11 protein-coding genes are annotated in these 12,469 nt (G+C 37.6%); 6 read left to right on the top strand and 5 right to left on the bottom strand.

Annotated elements, in window-relative coordinates:
* The first annotated feature begins 80 nt into the window (after positions 1 to 80).
* Positions 81 to 656, top strand: a complete 576-nt coding sequence (locus tag AC4IF5_RS10130) for a pentapeptide repeat-containing protein (RefSeq protein WP_490734131.1) — start codon at positions 81 to 83, stop codon at positions 654 to 656.
* A 195-nt stretch (positions 657 to 851) separates the two neighbouring features.
* Here AC4IF5_RS10130 and AC4IF5_RS10125 read toward each other — a convergent pair whose 3' ends face one another.
* Both AC4IF5_RS10125 and AC4IF5_RS10120 read right to left on the bottom strand, forming a co-directional pair.
* Positions 852 to 1,562 carry a C40 family peptidase gene (locus AC4IF5_RS10125; protein WP_490734129.1) on the bottom strand — a complete coding sequence of 237 codons (711 nt, stop codon included), beginning with the start codon at positions 1,560 to 1,562 and terminating at the stop codon, positions 852 to 854.
* A gap of 339 nt (positions 1,563 to 1,901) precedes the next feature.
* Positions 1,902 to 4,097 carry a glutamine synthetase III family protein gene (locus tag AC4IF5_RS10120; protein WP_490734127.1) on the bottom strand — a complete coding sequence of 732 codons (2,196 nt, stop codon included), beginning with the start codon at positions 4,095 to 4,097 and terminating at the stop codon, positions 1,902 to 1,904.
* 303 nt (positions 4,098 to 4,400) lie between these two features.
* Here AC4IF5_RS10120 and AC4IF5_RS10115 point away from each other — a divergent pair, with 303 nt between their 5' ends.
* The 5 genes from AC4IF5_RS10115 to AC4IF5_RS10095 all read left to right on the top strand — a co-directional run bounded on the left by AC4IF5_RS10115 (position 4,401) and on the right by AC4IF5_RS10095 (position 10,217).
* Positions 4,401 to 6,092 carry a DUF6909 family protein gene (locus AC4IF5_RS10115; RefSeq protein ID WP_490734125.1) on the top strand — a complete coding sequence of 564 codons (1,692 nt, stop codon included), beginning with the start codon at positions 4,401 to 4,403 and terminating at the stop codon, positions 6,090 to 6,092.
* Between the two features lie 158 nt (positions 6,093 to 6,250).
* The gene (locus AC4IF5_RS10110; protein ID WP_490734123.1) at positions 6,251 to 6,721 is read left to right on the top strand and encodes a DinB family protein; all 471 of its coding nucleotides are present in this window, start codon (positions 6,251 to 6,253) and stop codon (positions 6,719 to 6,721) included.
* 195 nt (positions 6,722 to 6,916) lie between these two features.
* On the top strand, positions 6,917 to 8,755 hold the full coding sequence (locus AC4IF5_RS10105; protein WP_490734122.1) for a M1 family metallopeptidase: 1,839 nt from the start codon (positions 6,917 to 6,919) through the stop codon (positions 8,753 to 8,755).
* 96 nt (positions 8,756 to 8,851) lie between these two features.
* Entirely contained in the window at positions 8,852 to 9,610 is a 759-nt protein-coding gene (locus tag AC4IF5_RS10100) for a type III pantothenate kinase (RefSeq protein ID WP_490734120.1), read from the top strand.
* 73 nt (positions 9,611 to 9,683) lie between these two features.
* The gene (locus AC4IF5_RS10095; protein ID WP_490734118.1) at positions 9,684 to 10,217 is read left to right on the top strand and encodes a GNAT family N-acetyltransferase; all 534 of its coding nucleotides are present in this window, start codon (positions 9,684 to 9,686) and stop codon (positions 10,215 to 10,217) included.
* Positions 10,218 to 10,352: 135 nt separating this feature from the next.
* On the opposite strand, the gene AC4IF5_RS10090 is transcribed toward AC4IF5_RS10095, so the two are convergent.
* Genes AC4IF5_RS10090 through AC4IF5_RS10080 form a run of 3 tightly spaced genes read right to left on the bottom strand, consistent with a single transcriptional unit; the run spans position 10,353 to position 12,425 of the window.
* Positions 10,353 to 10,784 carry a nucleoside deaminase gene (locus AC4IF5_RS10090; protein ID WP_490734117.1) on the bottom strand — a complete coding sequence of 144 codons (432 nt, stop codon included), beginning with the start codon at positions 10,782 to 10,784 and terminating at the stop codon, positions 10,353 to 10,355.
* Positions 10,785 to 10,833: 49 nt separating this feature from the next.
* Positions 10,834 to 11,451 (bottom strand): hypothetical protein, encoded by a 618-nt coding sequence (locus tag AC4IF5_RS10085; RefSeq protein WP_490734115.1) that lies wholly within the window; start codon positions 11,449 to 11,451, stop codon positions 10,834 to 10,836.
* A 53-nt stretch (positions 11,452 to 11,504) separates the two neighbouring features.
* Positions 11,505 to 12,425, bottom strand: a complete 921-nt coding sequence (locus AC4IF5_RS10080) for a helix-turn-helix transcriptional regulator (RefSeq protein WP_490734114.1) — start codon at positions 12,423 to 12,425, stop codon at positions 11,505 to 11,507.
* Positions 12,426 to 12,469 lie beyond the last annotated feature (44 nt).

Raw genomic sequence — 12,469 nt, 5'->3', positions numbered from 1 at the left:
TAATTTTTTTGCCTAAAATCATCTGCGAAATCTATGAGATTTGTGGAAGAACGGTTATTCTCAAATACCATTGAATTTTTATGAAAGAAGCCTATATCCTGGACCAGGATTTTGAAAATACAGATCCTTCCCAATTGCGTCAGGGGGAATATGAGAACTGTACATTCAGCAACTGTAATTTTGAATACCTTGATCTGTCAGGATTCAGTTTTACCGATTGTGAGTTTACCGGCTGTAACCTCAGCATGGCTAAACTGATGAAAACTGCTTTCCGTGATGTGGTCTTCAAAGAGTGTAAAATGTTCGGACTTCAGTTTAATGATTGTAATGAGTTCGGGCTGTCCTTTACATTCGATGGCTGTGCTCTCAATAATTCTGTATTCTACCGGACCTCTGTTAAGAAAACGGTTTTTAAAAACTCTAAGCTTATTGAAGTGGATTTCACTGAATGTGATGCTTCCAATGCCGCATTCATCAACTGTGATCTGTCAGGTGCTGTTTTCGATAGTACAAACCTTGAAAAAACAGATTTCCGAACTTCTATTAACTATTCGATAGATCCGGCTTTAAACAGGCTTAAAAAGGCTAAGTTTTCACTTTCCGGAGTGTATGGTCTGCTGGATCAACTGGATATTGAAATTGATAGGAATGGGTAGAGAAGTTAGAAGTTAGCGGCTGAGCATTTTGATTCATTACTGTAAAAATCAGGAAATGCTGATTATCTATTTAACGATTATTAGTGAGTTTTAGCCGGAACCTCTAACTGTGTTATAAAAAAGTACAGATAACGGTAAATAAAAAAACCATCAGAATTCTGATGGCTTCATTATTTAAATCAATTATTTATAAAATTAAAAATTTGCTGGTGTAGCGGGAGCAATAGCTGCCAGGTTATTGTAAGCTTCTCCTTCCTCGTTGATCACTCTTTTCGCGAATCTGAACTTTGGTCCCCAATAAGAGTCATTCAGTGAAGAGATCATTACTCCTTTTGATGTCGCTGCGTGAATAAATTTGATTTCACCTTCTTCAGTAACACTTTCTACAATACCTACGTGAGAAATTCTTCTTCCATGGGAAAAGAAGATCAGGTCTCCTTTCTGCAGCTCTCCTTTTTCAACTCTTTCTCCTTCCTGAGCTTGTGAAGCCGCTACTCTTGGTAAGCTAAGACCTGCTGCTGCTCCGAATACGGAAAGAACAAAAGCTGAACAATCTATACCTTTTCTTGTTGTTCCTCCATATCTGTAAGGAGTTCCAAGGTATGTTTCAGCTTCAGTAAGGATACCGTCAATGGTTTTATTATGCTTGATCACTTTTGCGATCTCAGAATTCTTTATGGCTTTTTTAGCATTCGCTATAGATGCCGCCTTTTCTGCAAGGAAAGAATCAATAAGCTTTTGCTTATCCTGCTCCATTTTTTTGTTATCTATAGAAGCTAGTTTGGCATCTGTTTTGTATTCTTTTGTGTAAGTTGCTGGTTTTGAAACTACATAATTAGTAGCACACGATTGCAATGAAACTGTAGTAACTAAAGCAACTAAATAAAACAAAACTCTTTTCTTCATATATATTTGATTAACCGTGTTAAAAAAGGATATTTATTTTCAAAAGCATTACAAAAGTAGAGATTCCGAATAAAAGACCCCTGCTATGATAATTGTCAGGACTTTATTTTAACACTATTTAACATATTATTTACATATGTTAAAGAAAAATAAACCGCAACCCCCTGTTTTTGGCAAGTGTGCGGTTTTTTTTATTAAGATTCTTTAACAAAATCTGTCGATATTCTTCTATATATCGTGTTTTGTGATTTAAAACTCTAATTTTCTTAACTGTTAATAAAACAAAAAAATTCCCCGGAAAAACCGAGGAATTTGAACTAATATGGAACTTTACAGAGGTTATTTTGTGAACAACATTTCTCTGTATTTTGTCATCGGCCAAAGTTCATCGTCTACCATCATTTCAAGAGCATCGGAAGCTTCTCTGATAGGGTCAAATAATGGTTTTACTTTGTTGCAGTATTCTTCTGCCTGCTTTTGGCTGTCTGATATGTTTTTTGCCGCTTCTCTGGCCTTAATAAGGTCTTCAACACCAAGCTTGATCCTGGAAACATTTTCAGAAATGCTGGTTATTAAGCTCATCTGCTCTTTTGCCAATGGTTTGAATTCTTTATCTCCAAAAATGTCTTTAAGACCTTTTACGTTTTCAATTAATCTGTTCTGGTAATTTAAAGCAGAAGGAATGATATGGTTTCTTGCGATATCACTTAGCACTCTTGCTTCAATATCAATAACAGTAGAGTATTTTTCCAGCTTGATCTCGTTTCTTGCCTCAACTTCTCTGTGAGTGAAAATTCCCATCTCTTCATACAGGGCCAGGAATTTTTTGTCCATCTCCTGCTTTAAAGCTTCCGGTGTTGTTTTCAGGTTGTTCAATCCTCTTTTCTTAGCTTCTTTAGCCCAGTCATCAGAATATCCGTCACCTTCAAACATGATACTTTTAGATTGCTTGATGTATTCTCTGAGTACATTGAAGATGGCTTCGTCTTTCTTCAATCCTCCTTCGATAAGAGTATCTACTTCTTTTTTGAAATCGTTCAGCTGTTTCGCCGCAATGGTATTCATTACAGTCATAGATTCTGCACAGTTTGCAGATGAACCTACGGCTCTGATCTCAAATTTATTTCCTGTAAATGCAAATGGAGAAGTTCTGTTTCTGTCTGTATTGTCTAACAGGATTTCAGGGATTTTCCCCACTACATTTAATTTTAATTCAGTTTTTTCTTCCGGAGATAATTTTCCGTTCGTTACTTTTTCAAGCTCTTCCAAAACGCTGAATAGCTGGCTTCCGATGAATACGGAGATAATTGCCGGTGGAGCTTCGTTGGCGCCAAGTCTGTGGTCGTTGCTTGCAGAAGCGATACTTGCTCTTAAAAGATCGGCGTACTCATGAACAGCTTTAATCGTGTTAACGAAGAAAGTTAAGAACTGTAAGTTTTTCTTTGGATTCCTTCCCGGGCTCAAAAGGTTTTCTCCTGTGTCGGTAGCCAAAGACCAGTTGTTGTGCTTTCCGCTTCCGTTTACACCAGCGAAAGGTTTCTCATGGAACAGGATATGGAAATGGTGCTTGTGCGCTACTCTTGCCATGATGTCCATCAGTAAAGAGTTATGGTCTACAGCAACGTTTACCTCCTCAAACATCGGCGCCAGCTCGAACTGGTTCGGGGCAACCTCATTGTGTCTTGTTGTTGCAGGGATACCCAACTTCATACACTCGATCTCCAGCTCTTTCATAAAGTTCATTACCCTTGTAGGGATAGAGCCGAAATAGTGGTCGTCTAGCTGCTGTCCTTTTGCAGGAGAATGTCCCAATAATGTCTTACCTGTTAAAACAAGGTCAGGACGGGATTGATATAAGGCTGAATCTACAAGGAAATATTCCTGTTCCCAGCCCAAAGTAGGTGTTACTTTCGTTACGTTTTTGTCAAAATACTGCATTACATTTGTCGCAGCTTCATCCACAGCGTTCAAAGCTCTTAACAGAGGTGCTTTGTAATCTAAAGTTTCTCCTGTGTAAGAGATGAAGATCGATGGAATACATAATGTAGTTCCCATGATGAATGCCGGAGAGGTAGGGTCCCACGCTGTGTACCCTCTTGCTTCAAAAGTATTTCTGATACCTCCGTTCGGGAAAGAAGAGGCGTCAGGTTCCTGCTGTATAAGCATATTTCCGCTGAATCTTTCAATTGCTCTGCCTCCTTCAATAGGGGTAAAGAAAGAATCATGCTTTTCTGCCGTCGTTCCTGTCAAAGGCTGAAACCAGTGCGTATAGTGAGTTACTCCCTTGCTCATCGCCCAGTCCTTCATCGCTACAGCTACCTGGTCTGCAATATGTCTCTGGATCTTCGTTCCTTTCTTAATGGCATCCATGATAGAGCCGAATGCTTCTTTCGTTAAATATTCTCTCATGGTCTCTTCTGAGAACACATTTTTACAGAATAGTTCTGATAATTTTGCAGGGACCTCAATAGAGTTGTCTCTTCTGAAATCCTTAAATGGTAGGGTTTCTAATGCTTTGAATCTTAAGGTTGACATATTTGGGTGAATTTTGATGGGGCAAATTTACAAAAAAAATAAAACGAAAATGATTTAACCCTAAAAATTTTAGGGGTTGTTTTGGTTTTTATATAATTTAAACGATTGTTTGGTGGTTTTTTTATAGGGTGTTTTGAAGTTTAATATTTAAAATCTGGTGCCCATAGCCGGTTTTGAAGGGGGAGTACCTTAGATGCATTTTATTTTATACATGGTCCTGAATGAGGTGGTTTAAGCCACTTATTAAAAGATAGTTAAAATAAAATGGACAAAGATTTTGTATATTTGTGTGAAATTTATTTTATGACAAATTCTAGAGCAAGAGAAACAACAGAGGCTATTGAAAGACTATATATCTCTATGAGACACTTATTTTATAGAGGATTTTTCAAGCCAGGGGGTGTTTCAGGAGAAAGCATCAGAAGTTTGTTGAAAACCATCAATCCGGAAATTTATGGGACCATGAATATTCCAAACAAACTGGAGCTTGACGGATTGATGTATGTTTTAGACAGGCTTCCGGAAGGGATTGAGGAATGCGCTTTTATTCATCTTACATCAGATGAAGGGTTTGATAAAGGAAGTTTCGAACCTATTGTTCCAAAGAAAAGAAGAAGAAACTGTTATAGAATAGACGAACACCAGATGAATATTGAGGTTCTTTTGGGCCGTTCCGAAATTTATGACATTCTTACCCACCTGACATTCCTGTTTATAGAAGCTGATAAAATCCGTAATCTGGCATTTATCCAGGATGAAAACTGGAAGCCTACCCGTGCCTTCAAAATTATTGAAGAGGTGGTAAAAGGGGAAAAGAAATTCAGCAGAAAAGAAAAAGAGGTGGCGCTTATTCATCTTTCTTCTTTAATAGGAAGGACTTTTGATGAAACACTGAGAGCTTACAATACGTTTGGGGATGATAATAACCCGGATCGTTTATTTAAGATCATCTACAATTTAGGAAAAGTAAGTCTTGAGGATGCGAAAAGTACGAGAGAAAGAGAAATTCATTTCAGTGCTATATTAAAAGAAAGAGTAGGGCATCACTATTTTGGTGAGAAATGGGCGAATAAAGTAAAAGAAGTTTTATTTGAAAATAATCTTCATATGCGTCCTCTGCATATTATTTCTGCCAATATGCACTCCGTGAAAAATATGCTGTATGCCAATAATGCTCTTAAAAAGAAACAGCATCATGAGGTGGACTATAAGCTGTATCAGGAGATCTCAAATAAAAAAGAACTTCGTGATAAAGTATTAAAATATGCTTTGGATGAAGGAATGATCCATATTGCCGATAAAAGTGGAAGTAATATTGATGTTCAGATCATTGACCTCAGCAAAACGGATTTGAAGAATACACCATTTGCAGACATTAAGTTTTCAGGGGATGATGTGGTGATGGTATTTGATTACGCTTTCGGTGAACAGGCTTTTGAGGTGATGGATGAATTGCTGAAACCTTTTGAACATAAAGGAGAAGTATATATGATGCATGTGAAATCTGTTTCCATTATGGGGAAGGCAGGTATCCTTACCGGAGAAAAAGGAGATATTATGATCCCTACTTCTCACATTTTTGAAGGGACTGCAGATAATTATCCTTTTGAAAATGCATTAAAGCTCGATGATTTCAAAGATGATGAGCTGAAAGCTTTTGAAGGACCGATGATTACTGTTTTAGGAACATCTCTTCAAAATAAAGATATCCTTTCATATTTTATGAACACTTCATGGAAGGCTATTGGCCTTGAAATGGAAGGTGCACATTACCAGAAAGCAATTCAGGTCGCTTCTAAGATCAGACACCATATTTCACCGGATCTGTTCGTTTGTTATGCTTATTATGCTTCGGATAACCCTCTGGAAACAGGAAGCACATTATCTTCAGGAGGCTTAGGTCTTACAGGGGTAAAACCTACTTATCTGATCACATTAAGAATTCTTGAAAAGATCCTGAAAAGCGGAAAGAAAGAAATTCCTGCTAAAAAATAATAGTAATTTTATATTATAATATAAGCCTCAAATGTATGTCGCATTTGAGGTTTTTTGTTTTTAACAGAAACATTGCATTTGGGTTATCTGCAAAATTAGCGGGAGGTTAAAAATTATTCTTTAATTGCCTATCTTTAGAAAAACGTAAAAATAAACCCATGAGTTCAGTATTACAATTATCAAAAAGATTCAGAGAAGTTTTGCTTGATGGTCTCTGGATTGCCAATACCAATTTTAAAGATCAGCTATCTGATGTTTCGTGGGAGCTCGCGGTAACGAAGATCGGTTCTCTGAATACAATAGCAATGTTGACTTTCCATATTGATTATTATATCGCAGGAATTGTAAATGTTTTTGAAGGAGGTGCTCTTGAGATAAGAGATCAGTTTAGTTTTGATCTTCCTCCCATCGAATCACAGGAACAATGGGAACAGCTTTTGAATAAACTATGGACGGACTCTGAAAAGTTCGCCACATTACTGGAACGGATTCCGGATTCACAACTTGATGAGGTGCTTGTTGATAAAAAATACGGAACTTATCAAAGGAATATTGATGGAATGATTGAGCACGCTTATTATCATTTGGGTCAGATTACTTTGATAAAAAAATTATTGAAAGAGCAGTAAGTACTACAACATAATTCCCATAATTATCTGTGAAAATCTGTGTAATCAGAGGTGAAAAAATAGTTTTATCACTCTTTTAACAATTCAGAATAAGATTCATCTAAAACCATATTAAACAGAACGGAAACCTCATCATAACTCCACATTTGAGGTTTTTATTTAAATTACCTACCTTTAGAAAAAATAAAATTTTAAATGAGAAAATCGGCTGCAATCCTTTTTGCGTTTATCATTTCACAATTTCAGGCTCAGCAAGGAGCTTATTATCAGCAGGCTGCGAAGTACAAGATGGATATTGATGTCAATGCTGAAAAATTTACTTACCAGGGAAAACAGACTTTAGAATACACGAACAATTCACCTGATGAGTTGAATGTGGTCTATTTTCATCTTTATTGGAATGCGTTTAAGCCTAATTCCATGATGGATCAGAGAGTGGCTTCCCAGGGAAAAAATGGTGACTCAAGGTTGCAGAAAGATGGAATCTCAAGACTGGCTTCTATTCCTAAAGATCAGGAAGGGGCACAGAATATTCACTGGATCAGACAGAATGGCAAGGAGCTGAAATTTGAAGTTCAGGAAACCATCATGAAAGTATATCTGGCAGAACCGATCAAACCGAACTCCACGACAACCTTTACCATGGATTGGGATGCGGTAATTCCTCAGCAGATCAGAAGAAGTGGAAGAAACAACAGGGAAGGTGTTGATATGACCATGACCCAATGGTATCCGAAAATTGCAGAATATGATTATGACGGATGGGCAACTTTTGATTATATGGGAAGAGAGTTTCATGCACCGTTTTCAGATTTCGAGGTTACCATTAAGATCAATAAAGACTATGTCATAGGAGCAGGAGGAATTCTCGAAAATCCAACAGAAGTAAAGGGTTATGATACCAATGCAAAGGTAAAAGCAGAAAAAGATAAAAAAGTAAGCTGGAAATGGACTGCTAAAAATATTCTGGATTTCGCATGGAGCGCAGACAGAGACTATTCCGTAGAAAGCTTTACTATTCCGGAAGGCCCGAAAGTCTATCTGGTTTATCAGAAAAATGATAAAACTAAAGTTTGGGGTGAAGCACAGCCTTACATCACAAAGTATTTCCAGATCATGAATACGCACTTTGGTAAATATGTCTATCCAACCTATGCATTTATCCAGGGAGGAGATGGCGGAATGGAATACGGAATGTGTACCATGATCCTTGGTGAAGCCAGAGATATTAAGGGATTAATGGGACTGATGGCTCACGAAGGCGCTCACTCATGGTATCAGCAGATGCTTGCGACCAATGAGTCTGTACGTCCGTGGATGGATGAAGGTTTCACAAGCTATGCTGAAGGCTACACCATGCATCAGCTATTCCCTGAAGAGTTACCAAATCCTTTTGCCCACACATTAGATGCTTACAGAAACTTTGTTAAAAAAGGAATTGAAGAACCTGCGGTTTGGTTGGGAGATCACCATGATAACGGAACTTCTTATACCTATTCTACCTATGTAAAAGGTGAATTGTATCTGGTACAGTTAGGATACATTATGGGAGAGCAGAATCTTGCAGAAACCTTAAAGCAGTATTATGACCAATGGAGCATGAAGCATCCTTCAGACAGAGACTTCCTTCATATTGCCCAGAAAGTTTCCGGGATGGATCTGAAGTGGTTCCATCATTATTGGATCAATACCACCAAAACGATCGATTACGGGATAAAAGATGTAAAATATGATGCAAAATCTACCACGATTACTTTGGTAAATAACGGTCAGGTTCCAATGCCGGTTGATTTCAGCGTCATGACAGCTGATAAAAAAGTGATAACTTATCAGATTCCATTGAATATGACCCACACATGGAAAACAAAGGACATCTATGGCGATTTTAAAACAATGCCTTACTGGCCATGGACCCAAAAAGAATATACCCTTACAATTCCTTATACAAAATCTCAGCTGTCTGTACTGGGAATAGATTTCAGTCAGAGAATTGCGGATGTGAATATGGAGGATAATTTTGTTGAGGTGAAATAAATTAAAAGATAAACACAGAGATAAAAGGAGTATTTGAGAGTACTCCTTTTATTTTTTTATAAATTTGGGATTCAAATTTACAGCCTGTTAAAATAAATGAATTCAATTGTAATAAACGTAGGAAACAGTAATATCAGATTTGGTCTTTTTAATGGAGATAATTGTGATATTTCCTGGGTGATCAATACCAAACCTTATAGAACTGCTGACGAACTGTATGTACAGATGCTGATGCTTTATCAGACGTATAAAATAGAACCTAAAGAAATCGATAAGGTCATCATCGGTTCAGTGGTGCCTCAGCTTACCAAAGTAATGAGCTCCGGAATCAAAAAGATTCACGGGACCACTCCTGTAATTGTTGACAGATCAACTCCTTCAGGCGTTCAGGCAAAATCTAAGCAGATGGGAACGGATATCTATGCCAACCTTGTAGCAGCACACAATTTGTATCCAAACAGAAAGAAAATTGTCATTGATTTCGGAACCGCACTTACAGCAAGTTGTGTAACAGAAACGGGGGAGACCTTAGGCGTGATTATTGCGCCGGGAATTGTGACCTCTTTAAATTCTCTGATCAGCCATACAGCCCAGCTTCCGGATATCGAGCTGAAAAAGCCGAAAACCGTATTGGGACTCGATACCGTAACATGTATGCAAAGTGGTATGGTATATGGCTTTTTAGGAATGGTGGAAGGATTCATCAGCCGTATCAATGATGAGGTAAATGATGATTGTTTTGTGGTTGCGACCGGTGGCGTTTCCCATGTATATAAACCCCTGACGGATAAAATTCATGTGATGGACAGGCTTCATACCCTTAAAGGACTTTATTTCCTGGGGAAAGATTTATAAACTTAAAAGATTAAGGTTAAAAGTTTAAAAGAAGTAATGTCTTGGTCTTACCCTTAATCCTAACCTTAAAACAATGAAAAAGTTTCCCATAATAGAAACAGAAAGACTCATTCTGTCACAACTCGAAGAGAGGGATGTCCCCTTTATTGTTGAGTATCTTCAGCATCGGATTTACTCGGATTTTACTTCAAATATACCTTATCCTTATACCAGGGCTGATGCTGAATTCTGGCTGAAAATGTCTAAGGATGTCTTTGAGAATAATACAGGATATACTTTTGGGATCCGCAATAAGGATGGCCATATCATAGGAGCAATCGGGCTTCATGACAGAGACGATGATAAAGCGGAATTAGGATATTGGATAGGAATTCCTTACTGGAACAAAGGCTATGTTACTGAGGCGGCAAAAGCGATCGTAGATTTTGGTTTTAAAGAACTGGGATTCAATAAGATTTTTGCTACCCATCTTCCGCATAATCCTGCTTCCGGAAAAATTATGGAAAAAATAGGAATGGAGCAGGAAGCTGTTTTGAAACAGGAAACAAAAAAAGACGGAGAATATTTTGACCTTATAATGTATTCTATTTTTAAAGATAAAGACTGATTATTATAAAACAAGAACCCGGGGAATACTTTTAATATTCCCGGGGTTTATTTTTTAGGCTTTTATAGATGTAAAATGTTGTCTTTAATAAGTTTTTAAGATCAGTAAAGCTCCTTTTTCACATGACAATGAAGTTTACCTTTTACTTTTAAAAAAATCTTTAACGATGGAAGAGCATTCATTTTCCATAATTCCTGTAATGATCTCTGTCTTTGGATGCAGAGAAAGGTGTTTGTTGATAAACCCTCTCTGCTCATCTCTTGCTCCAATCACAACTTTTGATACCTGTGACCAGGATAAGGCTCCTGAACACATAACGCAGGGTTCCATTGTTACATAAAGAGTGCAGTCTCTTAAATATTTACCTCCAAGAAAATTGGCGGCAGAGGTGACCGCCTGCATTTCTGCATGAGCGGTAACGTCATTTAATGTTTCCGTAAGGTTGTGAGCCCTTGCGATAATACGGTTATTGGAAACAACAATACATCCGATAGGAACCTCATCTTTTTCCAGGGCAGCTTCTGCTTCCTGCAGGGCCATTTTCATATAATATTCGTCAGTAAACATTGAATTGAGTTTTAATAGGAGAAAAAGTAAATCAGGAAATGCTTTTTAATTATTCAGTCATCGTTAACGTTAAAGGAAGTTTGAAATGATATGTGGTTGGGTCCCCTTTGAATGTCGCCGGGGAAAACTTTTCGGCAAGAGAGTAAAGGGCAATTTCAGCCTGCCTGTTAAAAGTAAAATTATTACCCTGTGCACGGACATTGCTTATGCTTCCGTCTTTTTCTACAATAAAAGCGACATCCGTTTTTACCGTTTTTTCTTCAGAATATACTCCGTCAACGTATAAAAGGTCTGCGACTTCCTGTCTCAAAGAATTGAGGCCCCCGGGATAATCGGCAACTTTTTCTACTTCAAAAGCTTTTCCTGCAGGCGCTTCTTTTGCATTTTTTATGGTCTGAAGATCTTCGAGATTCCTTACCCTTAATAAAGCTCCGATCAATGCCGTGTTTTCAATACTATCCATTTTTTTCATGAAAAAAAGGAAGTCTCCTTTTATGGCTGCTTTTTTAAAGGTATTGGATTCTGCATCAAATTTTTTCTTGAACTCTTTATTCAGCATGCTTCTGTGCTGATTATAATAGCTTTTCACAAGCCTGAATTCTTCTTTCTGCTGTGAAAGGCAAAAGGAAGAAATAAAAAAGCTGAGGCAAAAGAATAAAGTTCTCAATAGGGGTATATTTATGTAAATATAGCAAAAAATATAAGACTCAATTATTTTAGTCAACTCTCAAGATAGCGGTTCAGGGACTCCTGGAGATGATTGCGGATGTCATCAACTAAACATTTCGGTTCCAGAACGGTAACCTCTTTTCCATAGGACAGAATTTCCTGCATAAAGTCATAAGTCGGGTGAAGGAAGAACTCAAAATAGATCTCTTCCGGAGTTTCCTTAGTCTCTTTCTGTGACTGGTGAAGAGGAAAGCTTCTTATATATTCTCCCTGATGGCGGCTGCATTGCAATACAATTTTTTCAGGCTTTTGCTCCGTCAGGTTCATGACTCCGAATGCGTTTTTAAAATGTTCCCTGAAATTGTAATTGTATTTCTCCCTGAACTTATTTTTGCTCACATCCAGGTAGTTGATCCTGTCAAGACCAAATGATTTCAGGACTTTATCTTTGGTGTCAATAGCGATGAGGTACCATCTGTCTTTAGATTCTTTCAGGGCCAAAGGGTGCACCTTTCTGGAGGTCATCAGCTTATTTTTATAATTGTAGTGCTCAAAAGCTACAACTCTTTTATTTCGGATGGCGAAGAACAGATCATAAAAATTCTCTATTCCGGTTGGTTTCCGGCTTTCAAAAAAGATAAAATCTGAAAAATCAGGATGAAGGTTCAGGGCATTGCTTACCTGGAATGATTCCAATAGCTTTTGATTGTATTCATCCACTTCCATGATGGGACGGCTTTCAATATAATATCTGTTATCCCCCTTTTTCTTATTGTGAATGGAAAGATTAAAAAGATCGGAAATCTCACGGATATCCCTTTGCAGGGTACGGATAGAATAGCTCTTGATCCCCGCATCCTGGAATTCAAAAGAATTTAAAAGATAGTCCTCCAGCTGAGAATAGGTAGCCGGAGAACTTTCTAATCTTTTAATGATTAAGGCATATCTTGTCAGATAAAAATCTTTTTTCATGTGTCTGTTTTTATAGTGCAGCACAGCTGCGTTTCATGGTAAAA

Source organism: Chryseobacterium sp. UF-290 (assembly GCF_058245615.1).
The sequence above is the reverse complement of the archived record's forward strand: the minus strand, read 5'-3'. Positions and strand labels throughout refer to the sequence as shown.